At 41.5% G+C, this 16,116-nt stretch carries 16 protein-coding genes; 8 read left to right on the top strand and 8 right to left on the bottom strand.

The window, feature by feature from the left end:
- Positions 1-122: 122 nt before the first annotated feature.
- The 3 genes from DFP80_RS03910 to DFP80_RS03900 are packed head-to-tail and all read right to left on the bottom strand — an operon-like array spanning position 123 to position 2,163.
- Positions 123-452, bottom strand: coding sequence for an AzlD domain-containing protein (locus tag DFP80_RS03910; protein ID WP_113915515.1), 330 nt, complete (start codon positions 450-452; stop codon positions 123-125).
- Positions 449-1,183: an AzlC family ABC transporter permease gene (locus DFP80_RS03905; protein WP_113915514.1), complete on the bottom strand. Its 735-nt coding sequence runs from the start codon at positions 1,181-1,183 to the stop codon at positions 449-451. The genes DFP80_RS03910 and DFP80_RS03905 overlap by 4 nt, the downstream gene beginning before the upstream one ends.
- Entirely contained in the window at positions 1,180-2,163 is a 984-nt protein-coding gene (locus tag DFP80_RS03900) for a bifunctional helix-turn-helix transcriptional regulator/GNAT family N-acetyltransferase (RefSeq protein WP_113915513.1), read from the bottom strand. Before DFP80_RS03900 ends, DFP80_RS03905 begins: the two co-directional genes overlap by 4 nt.
- A gap of 225 nt (positions 2,164-2,388) precedes the next feature.
- Here DFP80_RS03900 and queC point away from each other — a divergent pair, with 225 nt between their 5' ends.
- The 4 genes from queC (at position 2,389) to DFP80_RS03880 (ending at position 5,185) form a co-directional block, all read left to right on the top strand.
- Positions 2,389-3,048 carry a 7-cyano-7-deazaguanine synthase QueC gene (gene queC / locus DFP80_RS03895; protein ID WP_113915512.1) on the top strand — a complete coding sequence of 220 codons (660 nt, stop codon included), beginning with the start codon at positions 2,389-2,391 and terminating at the stop codon, positions 3,046-3,048.
- Between the two features lie 157 nt (positions 3,049-3,205).
- Entirely contained in the window at positions 3,206-3,856 is a 651-nt protein-coding gene (gene queE, locus DFP80_RS03890; RefSeq protein WP_113915511.1) for a 7-carboxy-7-deazaguanine synthase, read from the top strand.
- 49 nt (positions 3,857-3,905) lie between these two features.
- Positions 3,906-4,409 carry a peptidylprolyl isomerase gene (locus DFP80_RS03885; RefSeq protein ID WP_113915510.1) on the top strand — a complete coding sequence of 168 codons (504 nt, stop codon included), beginning with the start codon at positions 3,906-3,908 and terminating at the stop codon, positions 4,407-4,409.
- Positions 4,409-5,185, top strand: a complete 777-nt coding sequence (locus DFP80_RS03880) for a UDP-2,3-diacylglucosamine diphosphatase (RefSeq protein ID WP_113915509.1) — start codon at positions 4,409-4,411, stop codon at positions 5,183-5,185. The genes DFP80_RS03885 and DFP80_RS03880 overlap by 1 nt, the downstream gene beginning before the upstream one ends.
- Before the next feature lie 73 nt (positions 5,186-5,258).
- On the opposite strand, the gene DFP80_RS03875 is transcribed toward DFP80_RS03880, so the two are convergent.
- Positions 5,259-5,570, bottom strand: coding sequence for a hypothetical protein (locus DFP80_RS03875; protein WP_113915508.1), 312 nt, complete (start codon positions 5,568-5,570; stop codon positions 5,259-5,261).
- Between the two features lie 94 nt (positions 5,571-5,664).
- Positions 5,665-6,276 carry a MiaE family protein gene (locus DFP80_RS03870; RefSeq protein WP_113915507.1) on the bottom strand — a complete coding sequence of 204 codons (612 nt, stop codon included), beginning with the start codon at positions 6,274-6,276 and terminating at the stop codon, positions 5,665-5,667.
- Between the two features lie 88 nt (positions 6,277-6,364).
- Here DFP80_RS03870 and DFP80_RS03865 point away from each other — a divergent pair, with 88 nt between their 5' ends.
- Positions 6,365-8,122, top strand: coding sequence for a formylglycine-generating enzyme family protein (locus tag DFP80_RS03865; protein WP_113915506.1), 1,758 nt, complete (start codon positions 6,365-6,367; stop codon positions 8,120-8,122).
- 244 nt (positions 8,123-8,366) lie between these two features.
- Positions 8,367-11,168: a bifunctional aconitate hydratase 2/2-methylisocitrate dehydratase gene (locus tag DFP80_RS03860; RefSeq protein WP_113915505.1), complete on the top strand. Its 2,802-nt coding sequence runs from the start codon at positions 8,367-8,369 to the stop codon at positions 11,166-11,168.
- Between the two features lie 222 nt (positions 11,169-11,390).
- On the opposite strand, the gene hpf is transcribed toward DFP80_RS03860, so the two are convergent.
- Positions 11,391-11,783 (bottom strand): ribosome hibernation-promoting factor, HPF/YfiA family, encoded by a 393-nt coding sequence (gene hpf / locus DFP80_RS03855; RefSeq protein WP_113915504.1) that lies wholly within the window; start codon positions 11,781-11,783, stop codon positions 11,391-11,393.
- 566 nt (positions 11,784-12,349) lie between these two features.
- On the opposite strand from hpf, the gene DFP80_RS03850 reads away from it, so the two are divergent.
- Together DFP80_RS03850 and DFP80_RS03845 are read left to right on the top strand one after the other, a co-directional pair.
- Complete coding sequence (locus DFP80_RS03850; RefSeq protein ID WP_113915503.1) at positions 12,350-13,000, top strand: winged helix DNA-binding protein; 651 nt, start codon at positions 12,350-12,352, stop codon at positions 12,998-13,000.
- A complete protein-coding gene (locus DFP80_RS03845) occupies positions 12,993-13,748 on the top strand; it encodes a DUF3307 domain-containing protein (RefSeq protein ID WP_113915502.1) in 756 nt (251 codons plus the stop codon). The genes DFP80_RS03850 and DFP80_RS03845 overlap by 8 nt, the downstream gene beginning before the upstream one ends.
- A gap of 74 nt (positions 13,749-13,822) precedes the next feature.
- Here DFP80_RS03845 and asd read toward each other — a convergent pair whose 3' ends face one another.
- Both asd and leuB read right to left on the bottom strand, forming a co-directional pair.
- Positions 13,823-14,941, bottom strand: a complete 1,119-nt coding sequence (gene asd, locus DFP80_RS03840; protein ID WP_113915501.1) for an aspartate-semialdehyde dehydrogenase — start codon at positions 14,939-14,941, stop codon at positions 13,823-13,825.
- Between the two features lie 95 nt (positions 14,942-15,036).
- Positions 15,037-16,113 (bottom strand): 3-isopropylmalate dehydrogenase, encoded by a 1,077-nt coding sequence (gene leuB / locus DFP80_RS03835; RefSeq protein ID WP_113915500.1) that lies wholly within the window; start codon positions 16,111-16,113, stop codon positions 15,037-15,039.
- Positions 16,114-16,116: the final 3 nt, after the last annotated feature.

Raw genomic sequence — 16,116 nt, 5'->3', positions numbered from 1 at the left:
TTTGATGTAAGTCCCGATAAGTGTTGATCTAACAATATTGTTACTTTGACCGACAAGTATATAGTATTTAGGTTTCCATGGGATATTGGGCAGAAAATCTTTTCTATCTTTTTCCCGTTTTTTTATAAAGAAAGTCCGTATTTCGCTATAAAGAAAACCAAAACACCCACCAGAATCGTTAGCAATTGCTGTTGACGCCAAATACCCACACCGAATGCTACAAGCGCACCAAGCAACCAAGGGTTAGATAGTGAAAAGTCGATATGTTGATTTGGCATCAAGACCATCGGAGTGATAATAGCGGTGAGAACAGCAACAGGAACAAATTTAAGTGCTTTCTCAATAAAGGCGGGCATAACCACTTTATCCGCCCTAGCAAACAGAGCAAACCGCACACCAAAGGTGACAGCAAACATCCCCGAAATAATGAGAGCCCCTTGCCACAAAGTCATTTGTTCACCTCTTGTATACTATCATCTAATTTTGAAGTCACTTTATAGGAAGGATCACTAATAAACCCCATTGCAACACCTATTACTGCAGACGCAAGTAGGCCCAAGTTATTTGGTAAACCTGCCAAAATAATCGAAGATGCGCCAGCGCTTAATAAGCATAACCAAAACGCCTTGTGCTTTAAATATGGTGTAATGATGCCAATAAAAGTCGCCACCATTGCAAACTCCAACCCCCACTCGCTCATGCCGGGAATCAACTCTCCAGACAAAACACCTAAAATAGTGGTTACATTCCACATAACATAAAACGAGAGAAACGAGCCTAGGTAAACTTTGTGTCCATTTTTTTTATCTGCTGAACCAACTTCATACATGGGGCGAACCGCAGCATAGGTTTCATCTATTAAACCAAAGCCCATAATAACACGCATGGACATGGGTAAATGCTTCACAAACTTCACCAGATCCGCAGCGTATAAAAGATGACGAAGGTTCACAATAAAAGTGGTCGACACAATCACCCAAATCGGCGCATGCAATCCGATTAATCCGAGTGCTACAAATTGCGCAGAGCCCGCAAACACAAAAGCCGACATAGCCACAGCAAACCAAGGACTCAATCCATAACTCGATGCCAACGAACCAAACAGTAAACCAAATGGTATTCCACCTATTATCATGGGTATGGAGGCGACAGCTCCTCGACGCATATCTTGCATTGTGCTCATAAAGAATCTCGATTCGATTTCAAGACTAATGACTTTTCCATATAAACATCCGCTCTTGCATACAAAGAGGGAGCGGGAAACACCTTCTCAACAAAACCATTTTTATCATAAAGGTGTCTTGCTGCCTCCAAACAAGAAGCGGTTTCTAGCGACAACATCGAAAATCCTTGTTGATATGCAAAATCAATAGCAGTAGACAGCAGGTTTTGAGCCACGCCTTTACCTTGAGCATGCTCAGCAACGGACAGTTTAAACACTTCACCCTTTTTAGGATTCGAAGAACCGCCCCCCAAAGGCGCAAAAGCAATCGTTCCAATAACGGAATCCAGTGCTTTCGTTTTACGAATCGCCACCCAGACTCTACCTCCTTGCAGAAGGATTTCTTGTTGCGGGCGACTCAATATAACTCGATCTTTATCGGCGATCTGACCTGGAAAATATCGCTCTAGCCACGCCATATTGAGGTCATAAAAGGCTTTTTCGTGTTGAGTTTCTAGCAAGACAATATCAATAGGCTCTAAACGATCCAGCACTTTATCCGCCAAACTGCCACTTAAAACCTCTGATTCCAAAATAGACAAAGCCTCCATAAAGTTTTCACTCGAAAAAGTGGTCATTTTTTCAAGGACAACTTTCATTTCTTGTAAAACTGGCTCCACACGATGCATAGCACTTAAACCGAACGTAGAAAGACGCAACAAAGATCTTCGCTGATCATGCTCATCCATTGTTTTCTCTAATACTCCCTCCTTGATCATTTTAGTGGTTTGCTTACTCACCGCTGGGTGGCTGAGATGCAAACGATCCGCAATTTCCATCACAGATAAACTTCCCGTTTTTTGCAACAACCTAAGAATAGGGAAATAGGTTGCTGAAATAGGTATATCGCACAGGGAATAAATTTCTTGCACTTGAATGAACAAATGATCGCTTAACCGTTTTAGTCGACTGCCAAGTGTCAGTACTCCGAACTGTTCCATTTGATTTCCAACATACACAATGTATCAATAAAAAAGCCAACCAAAAATAGGTAACCAGTTACGCAAATAAAAATATCGTAAAGTTACAGCCGTTACAAGCCCTGTTTTCTCTTAGATTTCTAGTTGGATCGAAAGCCTATCTGTTATACTGCGCGTTTTATCAACCCTCGCCTAATTACTGTTATATTTGCAGTAAGATAAAGGCTTAATTTGAGGAGCCAAAAGATGTCTGAAAAAGCCGTCGTTGTGTATTCTGGAGGAATGGATTCATTTACCGTTCTGAATACCGCTATTCAAAACGGACTGGATGTGTATGCTTTATCCTTTAACTACGGACAAAAGCACAGCAAAGAATTAGAAGTCGCAGCACGAGTCTGTCGTGAATTAGGTGTTTCCCATAAAGTTGTCGATATCACGGCAATTAATAGCCTAATGGCGAACTCATCGCTCACTGGCGACACAGAAATCCCTGAAGGCCATTACGAAGACGACAATATGAAGTCGACCGTAGTACCAAATCGCAATATGGTCTTGCTTTCTATGGCCATTGCTTATGCTGTTTCGTTAGAAGCTGGCAAAGTCTATTACGGAGCTCACTCTGGCGATCACCATATTTACCCAGATTGCCGCCCAGAATTTGTTGATGCCATGAATGCTGTGTCTAAGATTGCCAACTATCAGTCTGTTGAAATTGTCACCCCCTTTTTATATTCATCAAAAGGTGAAATTTTAAAAACGGGTTTGGAGATGAATCTTAACTACGCTAATACATGGACTTGTTACAATGGCCGTGAAAAATCCTGTGGCAAATGTGGCGCCTGTTGTGAACGTTTAGAAGCGTTTGAAGAGCAAGGTAAAATAGATCCGCTTGATTACGAAATTTAATCAACGAATCGGACAAATAAATTTTCCTGATTTTAGTGTGTTTGTTTTAGCGCTTATTGGCTTTTGTTCCACAAATGACCAATGTAGCCATTAAATTATCAACTAAAGTTATAACCCTTACCTCGACTGTTTTTCGAGATGTAATAGGTGTAACCAAATGTATTCTATTAAAGAAGCCTTTTATTCATTACAAGGTGAAGGTGCCCACGCTGGACGCCCGGCTCTATTTTGTCGCTTTACTGGCTGTAATTTGTGGTCTGGTTTAGAAAAAACGCGCGCCAACTCCGAGTGCCAATTTTGTGATACTGATTTTATTGGAACTGATGGGCAGAATGGCGGAAAATTCAAAACCGCCGAACAGCTACGATCCCATATCGATGCCCTTTGGCCGGACGGCCAAGAATATAAATACGTTGTTTTTACCGGTGGCGAGCCGGCTCTTCAGCTAGACGAAAAACTCATTATTGAAATGAAACTGCATGGCTACACCATTGCGATTGAAACGAATGGTACAATGGCACTTCCTCAAGGAATTGACTGGATATGTGTGAGCCCAAAAACAGCATCGCCTTTGACTGTAACCCAAGGAGATGAACTTAAGCTGATTTATCCGCAGTCACATATTTCACCAGCTTTATTTGAAAAATTGGATTTTTCGCATTTTTACTTACAACCTATGGATCAAAGTCACTTAACCGTGGATCAAATTCCATTGATAGATACCCAACAAGCCACTTTGCACTACTGTTTATCACATCCAAGGTGGCGTCTTAGCTTACAAACACATAAAATGCTCAACATTGATTGAGTATGACTATTCTTTCACATTACCACGTTAATTTTATAAGGAATCTTAAATGATCATTTTGCACACAAACCACGGTGACATTCACGTTGAACTAGATTATGAAAAAGCACCAAAATCGGCGAAAAACTTCGAAGATTACGTAACTTCAGGTTTTTACAATGGTGTTATTTTCCACCGCGTAATTAACGGCTTCATGGTTCAAGGTGGTGGTTTTGAGCCCGGTATGACCCAAAAAGAATCTCGCACTGCGATCGAAAACGAAGCAGACAATGGCCTTAAAAATGAAATTGGCACATTAGCGATGGCTCGCACTATGGACCCACACTCCGCTTCTGCACAATTTTTTATCAACGTTGCAGATAACAGCTTCCTAAATCACCGCAGTAAAACACCAGACGGTTGGGGTTACGCTGTATTTGGTAAGGTAACTGCTGGTATGGACGTAGTTAACAAAATCAAAGAAGTGAAAACCACAATGAAATCAGGGCACCAAGACGTTCCTGCTGAAGATGTTATTATTGAAAGCGCTGAACTAGTAAAAAGCGAAGGCTAATGATCCGATATTTCATTTCAGATCTACACCTAAGTGACAAACGCTCGGATTTAATCCGAGCGTTTGTCAAAATGAGCAAAGCACTCATTGCGCGTGACGAAAAGGCTGAACTCTACATTTTAGGTGACTTCTATGAAGCCTGGATCGGAGATGATTTCCAGGCAGACTGGAATACCGAAATAGAAAATGCTTTAACGGATCTTTCTAAATCGGGGATCTCCTTGTACTTTTTACATGGCAATCGAGATTTCTTGATTGGCAGCGATTGGGTTAATCGTGTGGGTGCTACTCTTATTCAGGAGCAAACTGAGTTACCTCTTGAAAACAGCACCCTGCTACTAACACATGGTGACGAATACTGCTTAGAAGATACGGAATATCAAGCATTCAGAAAAAAGGTACGCTCTAAAGCATGGCAAGAACACATATTAGCGATGCCACTTGAGCAGCGAATCGCACTCGCCGCGCAACTCCGCAACGACAGTAAGTCTATGGCAACAGAAAAATCCATGGCAATCATGGATATTACACCATCTGCTGTCGAAGACTCTTTGTCTCAACATAACTGCAAAAGCGTGATTCACGGCCATACTCATCGACCTAACGTTCATAAGACTGATGGGTATCTACGTTGCGTACTAGGTGATTGGGACAAATCTATTTGGCTCGCCACGGTTGAGCATAATACTTACACTCAATACAAAGCATCTGTAGAGGAATTCCTGCAAAGAGGGCTGCTAGGACTAGAAGTAATTCATAAAGAAATACTTTATTAGACCTTGCGCACGTTGATTTTCAAAAGCACTATACAAAAATGCCAGCATAAGCTGGCATTTTTTAAATATTCATTTAACGATTTAAAAGCTCTCTAACCCAAATCGTCTCTTCTGAATTACGAGAGCGACCGAATTCAATATTTCGATCATGTAACATTGCAACAGCTCGAAAAAAAGCGTTATTTACAATCACTGGACTTAGCTGAACTCCATAAGCTTGCCACCAATGTTGCTGTACTTTACAAGTCAGCAATTGGTATAAAAAATCCAACTCCAAAGAACCTTTATACATGACATCTAAGTCAACCACAGGATCTACTTTCGCAATCTCCAATGCAAGCCAATAAGTAACATCTGGTAGGGTTTCACTCTTTTGTATGCCCATTATAGTCTCCAGAAACTCTGACAATAATATGAGTGTAGCACCCTACTCAGAAGTCACCATGTAGATTTATAAGTAGATTGTGGCGTTTTGTAACTTATAACAATCCAGGTGGGCCACTGTGCATACGAAATTCTGTATCAGGCTCGGTAATGAGCTTCTCTTCTAAATCTCGGAAAAACGCCACGCGATCATCGATCGGTTCATTTGAATACTCTTTTGCTAATGCTAAATAATCTTCAAAGTGTCTTGCTTCTGATTTTAGTAATGAAATATAGAACTTCGACAACTCTTCATCTAAATGTGGAGCTAAGGCCGCAAAACGTTCACAAGAGCGAGCCTCTACAAAAGCGCCAATAATCATGGTATCAACCAAACGCGCAGGCTCGTGAGTACGAATGTGTTTACGTAGACCATCTGCATAGCGTGAAGCTGATAAATGATCATAGGCCACATCGCGTTTTCGCATAATTTTATGAACCTGCTCAAAATGTAATAATTCTTCACGGGCTAAACGAGACATTTTATGCAGTAAGTTATCGCGATCAACATAGCGATACATTAGACTCATTGCTGTTGAGGCCGCTTTTTTTTCACAGTGAGCGTGATCATTTAATAGCAGAGTTTGATTCTCAAGAGCCCAATTTACCCATGACTCAGGTGATTCACAGGGAAGAAATTCTACAAGCTCTGGGTACGCTGATAACATTACTCTACCTTTTTGTGTTAAAAAACGTGATTATACCCTGTATTAAACACTTAGGCAGCAACGTCTTGATTTGGATATCAAATTCGTAATGAATGATTTTTATGACCCTACAAAACTGAAAATTGGCCAACATGTTGGCGTAGAGCTAGATCCGTATGTTTTAAATTACCCTATGGATGACCATAAGACCACTTGGGTTGCGGATCAAGGTGGGCGCCCTTTTGTCTTACGCTTCTTCCAATCTAACAAAGGTAAGGTCGAAGATTTCTTACAAAATGCGAGGAAATATGCCAGCGTAAAACACCCCGCGATTACGCCAAACTATCCGCCTTTTTATTCTAATTTATGGGTATTTTCATGCTCTGCAGTTTGTGGTGGCGAGAACCTCTATAGCTTTTTAGGTAAATATCCAGACGGAGCCCCTCTTAATGTTGTCATTAGTTTATTCGACAATATAGCCAAAGCATTAGATCAAGTTCATCGTAATGGTCTTTTTCATGGCCATTTGGACTTGAGTTCTATTCATGTTGTTAATGGATTAGGGTTAATGACAGGGTTTGGTGCTCACAACTGGATGAAGCGAATTGAAGGCAGTGAAATGGACCTTCGCTTGTTCCCACCTGAGTATCTCAAAAAAGATCAACAGCGCAGCCCAGCTTCAGACAGTTTTGCTTTTATGCGGCTTTTAATGGCAGCGTTATTGGGAGAATCTATTCTTGATAAAGATTTCGCCACCGGCTTACCTGATACTCACCCTAATTTAAGCGATGCAACATGGGGGCGTTTACTAAAATGGAGTCGTGACAGTGAACGTCATAGACCGAAATCCTTAGCTGAAGTAATACGAATTATTCGAGCTAACTTGTACAAGCCAGAAGCGGGTGAAAATTCCGCTACAAAACGAGCTGTTAAGCGCTATGTTCGCTCTTTGTCCCCCATCACTATTGGTGCAAGTACTTTTATCGTCACGGGGCTTATCGCTGCCATTGCATTATGGCCAGAAACGCCCCCACCCAAAAAGGTGGTTGCCGCCCCTGAAACCATTCAGCCTGAAACGGAAGAAGAGACACCGTTTGAAACTTTACCGCAAGTTTTAGAAGAGTCGCTCAAATCTGGTGGTACTGCGCCAAAAGTAGAAAAAATTCCTCCGGCAACATTTATTATGGGCGATCAAAGCCACATAGGTGACGATAATGAGAAACCTGCTCATGAAGTTGATATCCCTAATGGTTTTTATATCAGTAAATATGAGATCACATTTGATCAATATGACAAATTCGCCAAGGCAACTAATCGAGAGCTCCCACCTGATAATGGCTGGGGCCGAGGACAACGCCCTGCTATCAATATTAGTTGGTATGATGCGAAAGCCTATACAGCGTGGATATCCAGTGAAACGAATGCAGAGTATCGCTTACCAACAGAAATTGAATGGGAATATTCCGCCAGAGCGGATTCAGATACCGCTTTTTGGTACGGTGATAACGTGAAACAAGGCTACAGCGTTTGCGATAGCTGTGGTAGTCAATGGGATGGTATATCTTCAGCACCGATTGGCAGCCAAGCAAGTAATCCACTAGGCTTATTTGATATGCATGGCAACGTCGCAGAATGGGTTGAAGATTGCTATCACGACACTTATGAAGGAGCCCCCACCAAAAACCAAGTTTGGCTGGCCAATCAATGTGACAACAGAGTGCTGCGAGGTGGTTCTTGGTTTGATATCCCAAGAGTAGGTAGAAGCTCGACTCGGTATAGAGCTCAACCTGACTTAAAAGCCAGCAACTGGGGCTTTAGGGTCGTAAGGATTATTCAGCAATCTAATGACTTGGCTAAATCAGAATAATTCCGCTAAATGTCACCTATTCGAAATTGTTATGGTGCATAGTAAGTTTTGAGTCGTTTTTTTCTATAAAATGAGTGCATCAAAAAATGAGAAGAATTTGTATAGCTTGTTTTCATTTGAAAGTAAGCCTGCATTTTTTAACATTACAATCGATAAAATCGGAAATGGAGTCTAAGGAAAATTAATGTGCAGGAAGCATATTGTTAGGCATAACATTTTCGTCAATTATTATTCAGAGGTGCAAATGAGCTTATATTTAGAGTATTTACAAGAAATAGAGAATCGTAAAGGCCAAGGATTGCATCCTAAACCCATTGATGGCGCTGACTTACTAACTGAAATCATTGATCAAATCAAAGATGAAGGCCATGAGCACCGCAAAGAATCTCTTTCCTTTTTCATTTATAACACTTTGCCAGGTACAACAAGTGCTGCGGTTGTCAAAGCCAAGTTCTTGAAAGAAATCATCTTAGGCGAAACCAGTGTAAAAGAAATTACTCCTGAATTTGCTCTAGAGTTACTTTCTCATATGAAAGGCGGTCCTTCTGTTGAAGTGTTGATTGACCTTGCATTGTCTGATGACTCCGCTATTGCAACCTCTGCAGCGGAAGTATTAAAGACTCAAGTATTCTTGTACGAAGCAGATATGGAGCGCTTAGAATCAGCTTATAAAGCAGGCAATAGCATTGCTAAAGAGATTCTAGAAAGCTATGCCAAAGCAGAGTTCTTCACTAAACTTCCTGACATCAGCGAAAAAATTGAAGTCGTTACTTACATTGCAGCTGAAGGCGATATCTCAACAGATTTACTATCTCCGGGTAACCAAGCTCACTCGCGCTCTGACCGTGAACTTCACGGTAAGTGCATGATTTCTCCTGAAGCTCAACAAGAAATCAAAGAATTACAAATCAAACACCCAACAGCAAAAGTTATGCTAATTGCTGAAAAAGGCACTATGGGCGTTGGCTCTTCACGTATGTCTGGCGTGAACAACGTAGCGCTTTGGGCTGGTCAACAAGCAAGCCCATACATTCCATTCGTAAACTTTGCTCCTGTTGTTGCAGGTACAAACGGTATCTCGCCTATTTTCATGACGACTGTCGGCGTTACTGGTGGTATTGGTTTAGATCTTAAGAACTGGGTTAAGAAAGTAGATGCCAATGGCAAACCTGTTCTTGATGCTAATGGCGACACGGTTCTTGAGCAAGCTTACTCCGTTAAAACCGGCACCGTTTTAACCATCAACACCAAAGAAAAGAAACTTTACAACGGTGACAAAGAGTTGGTTGATGTTTCTTCCGCTTTTACCCCTCAACAAGTTGAGTTTATGAAAGCCGGCAGCTCCTATGCTGTTGTATTTGGCAAGAAACTACAAACTTTTGCCGCAGAAACCTTGGGTATCCCAACACCAAATGTCTATGCTCCGGCACAAGAAATATCTAATGATGACCAAGGTTTAACTGCCGTTGAGAAAATTTTCAACAAAAACGCAGTAGGTGTGAAATCGAAAAAAGCATTACACGCTGGTTCTGATGTTCGCGTAAGAGTAAACATTGTTGGCTCACAAGATACTACGGGCTTAATGACAGCTCAAGAATTGGAGTCTATGGCTGCTACTGTTATCTCTCCAAGTGTTGATGGCGCTTACCAATCTGGCTGTCATACTGCATCTGTTTGGGACTCAAAAGCGCAAGCTAACATTCCAAAACTGATGTCTTTTATGAACAAATTTGGATTAATCACGGGTCGTGATCCAAAAGGCATCTACCCTCCAATGACAGATGTTATTCATAAAGTATTGAATGATATTACGGTAGATGACACTGCGATCATCATTGGTGGCGACTCTCATACTCGTATGTCTAAAGGTGTTGCTTTTGGTGCCGATTCAGGAACGGTTGCACTCGCTCTAGCAACAGGTGAAGCGACTATGCCAATCCCTGAATCTGTGAAAGTAACCTTTAAAGGTGAAATGAAGAGCTATATGGATTTCCGTGATGTGGTACACGCTACACAAGCTCAGATGCTGAAACAATTTGGCGGCGAAAATGTGTTCCAAGGTCGCGTAATTGAAGTGCACATCGGCACATTGATGGCTGACCAAGCCTTCACCTTTACTGACTGGACTGCGGAAATGAAAGCGAAAGCTTCTATCTGTATTTCTCAAGATAAGACACTCATTCAGTCTCTTGAATTAGCGAAAAAACGCATTCAGATCATGATTGATAAAGGCATGGAAAATGAGGCTCAAACGCTTCACGGCTTAATCGCTCTTGCTGACAAACGTATTGCGGGAATCACTTCTGGTGAGCAACCGGCTCTAGTACCAGATAACAATGCTAATTACTACGCTGACGTGGTTGTTGACCTTGATGAAATCATTGAACCAATGATTGCCGATCCAGACGTAAACAATGATGACGTATCCAAACGTTATACGCACGATGTGATTCGTCAAGTATCCTTCTATGAAGACAAGCCTGTCGATCTTGGTTTTGTTGGCTCTTGCATGGTTCACAAAGGTGATATGCAAATTATTGCTCAAATGCTGCGCAACCTTGAAAAACAAAATGGTAGTGTATCATTCAAAGTCCCATTAGTTGTTGCTCCACCAACCTATAACATCGTTGATGAATTAAAAGCGGAAGGTGACTGGGATATCCTGAAAAAATACGCTGGCTTCGAATTTAACGACGCTAAGCCAAAAGGTGAAGCACGTACTAAATACGAAAACATCATGTACTTGGAGCGCCCTGGATGTAACCTATGCATGGGTAACCAAGAAAAAGCAGAACCTGGTGATACGGTTATTGCAACTTCAACTCGTCTTTTCCAAGGCCGTGTTGTTGCTGACTCCACAGAGAAGAAAGGTGAATCCTTACTTGGTTCTACTCCAGTCGTTGTACTTTCTACGATATTGGGACGTTTCCCAACACTGGAAGAATACAAAGCAGCGGTTGATGGCATAACCCTTACGGACTTCGCTCCACCGCTAGACGCAATGACAATGGCTCCTGTAGAGTTTATTCCAGCTACTAATATTTAATTATTACCGATTAAATAGTGTGTAACATAGAAAAGCGACGCTCATCAGGCGTCGCTTTTTTCTTCAACTTAATTCACCATTACTTTTTCAGCCTTTCCCACCATCTACCCCATGCATACAAATATAGTTTTAAAAGAGCAATAAATTTTTTAACCCTATTTTCATACAAGCACAAAAAAGCCCCGCTATAAGCGAGGCTTCATCCTAAAAGATATTGTTAGTTTAAATAACTTCGCGCTCAACAAGCTCATCAAATTCTGCTTGTAGCTGACGCTCTATAGGACTTTCTACATCTTTAGCGTTAATGTGGTGCTGTCGACCAGCATGCTTCGCTTTGTGTTTAATTAACTGTTTTTCCAACTTGCCAACTAACAGGTCAAGGGCTGGTTTAAGTTGTTTTTCTGTTTGAACCATTGCAAAAAGATCATGGCCAGGAATATGAACACTGGCTTCTACTATTAATTCATGAGCCCCATGCTTCTCTGTATTTAAGGTCACGTTGATGGTGGTTATCTGATTATTGATACGCGCCAAGTGATCCATTTTATCTTTTACTACTTCTTGAACTTCTTCACCAGATTGGACGTGGTGACCGCTGATATTCAATGTATACATAGAGAATTTCCTTCTGTTTTGGTCAGGTTTTTTTATTAACTTAAGTCTTATTCCTCCTCTGCTGCCCTTACTTATAATCTATGGGTACTTTCGTTTAATTTCAATGCCTAGAATGTAAATACTTGCTCAAGATCATGAACAAAACACAGCAAGCAAAAAAACTTACACAACCCCTTAAATACTTTATATATCAATACCATAAATCTTCTATTGAAAATATATTTCATTACGGTATAGATAAAATAATAAGTTTTGACACCCATAGCAAGCTTTAGTTTTATCAAGAAAAACAGCAGCAATTTAATGGATGTCACCTCCTATTTAAATCAGTGTAGCAGTCCCAGAAGCAATTGAGAGATGAAATACCATTCTTCTGACCATAATCCTATAAAAAATACTAATCAATGCCACTAGTTAGATGCTCACCTTTTCATTGGAGTAAAATGTCAGTTCTATCTTGATTAGTCATAAAGAGCTAAAAAAACAATTATTAGCCCATTTTGGCTAAATTTGTATTTTTAGTCATAAACGGCTAAATTGCTCTTATCAACCTAAGAGGACATCACATGAAGCAGACAGTTAAACCTATTGCCGTAATAAGCGGTGATGTTGTTGGCTCAACTAAACTTACTTCTGATGAATTCGAACAACTACTGCAACGAGTCAAAGATATCCAAGCGTGGATCACCAAAGGGAACCACTCTAACCTTCATAGCATTGAACGCGGAGATGAATTTCAGACAGTCGTACATGATATTAACAACGCTCTGAGATACGCAATTCTTTATCGAGTTGGCATCAAAGCGCTTGGCAAAGCCTTTGAAAGCCGCATTAGCTTTGCTATTGCATCTAACGCTGACTTGCGCGCCTCAGTCTCAGAGTCGATGGGAGAAGCTTTTGTTTTATCTGGTCGGGGATTAAAAGCCCTGAAAAATGACCGTTTCATTTTTCATTCAGAGCATCTCGAACTCACAGAGCGCTTTGCGCTACTCTTCAAATACCTAGATAAACAGCTCACCGAGCTAACATCTCGACAATGTGCCGTATTAATTCCCATGTTACGCAATCATGAAGTTTTGTCTGTGAGCGACCTTGCGGATAAACTCGGAATTGCCACAGCGACGGCCAGCAAATCCCTTAAAGCATCAGGGTGGCCGCTTATAAGTGAACTAAATAGTCTATTTATAAACCAAGTAACAAGGCTTGAAGATGTCTGATTTTAGCACCCTACTCGTGTCATTTTTACTAATCCATACCCTTTGTGACTTTTACCTCCAACCAAAGCATTGGATAGAAGAAAAAGAAGAAAAAAAACACAGATCACCAAAGCTCTATTTGCATTCGATTTTACATGGCGTGGCATTACTCGTCCCTGCGCTAGCCCTAAAGATCGACTGGATTAATATCGCCAGTATCATCTCGATTGTTACCATTACTCATTTCGCCATCGATCTATGGAAAGTCAGCACTACAAAAGGCGACGCCTTTTCACGCTTCGCCATTGACCAAATATTGCATGTACTAGTATTGATCACTACAGCTTTTTACATCACTGACAGCATCGCCATTACTGAACTACTACAACATGATAAGTTACCAGAAACTACTATGATCACTTTTGCTTACTTACTGATACTCAAACCTACCTCTGTCGCAATAGGCTGCATTTTAAGCAAATATCCGATTTCAGGTAACGAGAAAGAAAACGTTAACGGATTGGTTGCTGGCGGCGAATTAATCGGTTACTTGGAGAGAATATTGATACTAACTTTCACTCTAGTGGGCAGCTACGCTGCTATAGGCTTTGTATTAGCGGCTAAATCAATCTTCAGATTTGGTGAGCTAAATAAATCAAGCGATCGGAGCATGGCTGAATACATGTTAATTGGATCATTAGTGTCTGTGGTTATTACAACTCTAATAGGGATACTGGTAATACTAGGTTTAGACATAGGCATCGAATAACCCATTCCAACACTTTTATTAAGATATAAAAAAACCCGCTTAAGCGGGCTTTTAAGATTCATTAGAAACTATAATTAGCCTTCAATTAAGATACGTAGCATACGACGCAATGGCTCAGCAGCACCCCATAGCAATTGGTCACCAACAGAGAAAGCACTTATGTACTCAGGCCCCATATTCAACTTACGGATACGACCAACAGGAATACCAAGCGTACCAGTGGCTACAGTTGGCGTTAGACGCTGCATTGTTGCCTCTTTATCGTTTGGCACAACATCAACCCACTGATTGTGCTCAGCAAGCAAACCTTCAATATCCGCTACTGGGATGTCTTTATTCAATTTGATGGTATACGCCTGACTATGACAACGCATTGCACCGATACGAACACACAGACCATCCACTGGAATTGGCTTACCATCAATACCTAGGATTTTGTTCGCTTCTGCTTGTGCTTTCCACTCTTCACGGCTCTGACCGTTATCAAGCTGACTATCAATGTAAGGGATCAAAGAACCTGCTAGTGGCACACCAAACTGATCAGTCGGAAGCTCACTAGAGCGCATTGTTTCAGCAACTTTACGATCGATCTCTAAAATAGCACTGGCAGGATCTGCAAGCTCACTAGCAACAGAGCCTTGCAACATCCCCATCTGATTAATCAGCTCACGCATATGACGCGCACCGCCACCAGACGCCGCTTGGTAAGTCATAGAAGTCATCCATTCAATATGACCTTTCTCAAACAACCCACCTAGCGCTAATAACATCAAACTAACAGTACAGTTACCACCAACAAACGTTTTTACGCCATTCGTTAAGCCTTGTTTGATAACATCCAAGTTAACCGGATCAAGTACGATGATGGCATCTTTATCCATACGTAATGAAGACGCCGCATCAATCCAGTAACCTTTCCAACCAGCATTACGCAACTGAGGGTAAATAGCCTTGGTATAATCCCCACCTTGGCAGGTAATAATAATATCCATTTTTTTCAGTGCTTCTATGTCGCTTGCATCTTGAAGCAATGGAATATCTTTACCAATTTCTGGACCTTTCTGCCCCGTTTGAGATGTAGTGAAAAATACTGGATCAAGGTGATCAAAGTCTTTTTCTTCCATCATGCGTTGCATCAACACGGAACCGACCATTCCGCGCCATCCGACTAAACCTACAGTGTGTTTTGACATGGTTAACATTACCTTTTTTTGTGGGGCCGCTCATACCAAGAGCAGTATCCCTAATGAATACCTAATATCGTTATGATACTAAGCTTTTAGTGCTGCTAGACTAATGCATTAAGAACGGCATCACCCATAGCTTGCGTACTAACAGTTTCGCACCCTTCTGATGCAATATCTGCAGTTCTCAACCCTTGATCAAGAACCTTACTTACTGCTGCCTCAATGGCATCTGCGGCCTCTTTTGCATCTAAAGAATAACGCAACATCATAGCAACTGATAAAATGGTCGCCAATGGGTTAGCCAATCCTTTGCCTGCAATATCTGGTGCAGAACCGTGACATGGCTCATACATCCCGCGCCCTTCCGCATTTAGAGAAGCAGAAGGTAGCATGCCAATGGAACCTGTCAACATGGCAGCAGCATCAGAAAGGATATCACCAAACATATTGCCAGTAACCATTACATCAAACTGTTTTGGCGCACGAACAAGCTGCATGGCAGCATTATCTACTAGCATATGAGTCAATTCGACGTCAGGATACTCTTTTGCCACTTCTTCCATGACTTCTTTCCAAAGCACAGTCACTTCTAGTACGTTGGACTTGTCAATTGAGCAGACTCGCTTGCCACGTTGACGCGCTGCTTCAAAAGCTGAACGGCCGATGCGACGAATTTCAGATTCATTATAAACATAGGTATTAAAGCCTTCACGCTCGCCATTTTCTAACGTACGAATCCCACGAGGCTGACCAAAATAAATACCGCCCGTTAGTTCACGAACAATCAGAATATCCAAACCTGCAACGATTTCTGGCTTCAAGCTAGAAGCATCCGCCAATTGAGGGTATAAGATCGCTGGACGAAGATTCGAAAACAGCTCAAGGTTAGAGCGTAAACCAAGTAAGCCTTTTTCAGGACGAACCGACATATCTAACTTATCCCATTTAGGGCCACCCACCGCACCAAGCAAAATAGCATCGGCCGCTTTCGCTTTTGTTAGCGTTGCCTCAGGTAATGGAGAACCAGTCTCATCATAAGCAGAACCACCGACTAAAGCGCTTTCATGCTGAATATTCAATGAAAACTGCTCATTCACTGCATCCAAAACGCGCACCGCTTGCGCTACGATTTCAGGACCAATACCGTCACCAGGCAATACCAATACATTTCTAGTCATCTT

The organism is Marinomonas rhizomae (assembly GCF_003315485.1).
Lineage (GTDB): Bacteria > Pseudomonadota > Gammaproteobacteria > Pseudomonadales > Marinomonadaceae > Marinomonas > Marinomonas rhizomae.
Note: the sequence above shows the minus strand (reverse complement) of the source record. Positions and strands in the feature narration are given on the sequence as shown.

Bases quoted from the DNA above. Each gene is read 5' to 3' on its own strand.
- DFP80_RS03910 (WP_113915515.1), bottom strand. From the start codon at position 452: ATGACTTTGTGGCAAGGGGCTCTCATTATTTCGGGGATGTTTGCTGTC.
- DFP80_RS03905 (WP_113915514.1), bottom strand. From the start codon at position 1,183: ATGAGCACAATGCAAGATATGCGTCGAGGAGCTGTCGCCTCCATACCC.
- DFP80_RS03900 (WP_113915513.1), bottom strand. From the start codon at position 2,163: ATGGAACAGTTCGGAGTACTGACACTTGGCAGTCGACTAAAACGGTTA.
- queC (WP_113915512.1), top strand. From the start codon at position 2,389: ATGTCTGAAAAAGCCGTCGTTGTGTATTCTGGAGGAATGGATTCATTT.
- queE (WP_113915511.1), top strand. From the start codon at position 3,206: ATGTATTCTATTAAAGAAGCCTTTTATTCATTACAAGGTGAAGGTGCC.
- DFP80_RS03885 (WP_113915510.1), top strand. From the start codon at position 3,906: ATGATCATTTTGCACACAAACCACGGTGACATTCACGTTGAACTAGAT.
- DFP80_RS03880 (WP_113915509.1), top strand. From the start codon at position 4,409: ATGATCCGATATTTCATTTCAGATCTACACCTAAGTGACAAACGCTCG.
- DFP80_RS03875 (WP_113915508.1), bottom strand. From the start codon at position 5,570: ATGGGCATACAAAAGAGTGAAACCCTACCAGATGTTACTTATTGGCTT.
- DFP80_RS03870 (WP_113915507.1), bottom strand. From the start codon at position 6,276: ATGTTATCAGCGTACCCAGAGCTTGTAGAATTTCTTCCCTGTGAATCA.
- DFP80_RS03865 (WP_113915506.1), top strand. From the start codon at position 6,365: ATGAATGATTTTTATGACCCTACAAAACTGAAAATTGGCCAACATGTT.
- DFP80_RS03860 (WP_113915505.1), top strand. From the start codon at position 8,367: ATGAGCTTATATTTAGAGTATTTACAAGAAATAGAGAATCGTAAAGGC.
- hpf (WP_113915504.1), bottom strand. From the start codon at position 11,783: ATGTATACATTGAATATCAGCGGTCACCACGTCCAATCTGGTGAAGAA.
- DFP80_RS03850 (WP_113915503.1), top strand. From the start codon at position 12,350: ATGAAGCAGACAGTTAAACCTATTGCCGTAATAAGCGGTGATGTTGTT.
- DFP80_RS03845 (WP_113915502.1), top strand. From the start codon at position 12,993: ATGTCTGATTTTAGCACCCTACTCGTGTCATTTTTACTAATCCATACC.
- asd (WP_113915501.1), bottom strand. From the start codon at position 14,941: ATGTCAAAACACACTGTAGGTTTAGTCGGATGGCGCGGAATGGTCGGT.
- leuB (WP_113915500.1), bottom strand. From the start codon at position 16,113: ATGACTAGAAATGTATTGGTATTGCCTGGTGACGGTATTGGTCCTGAA.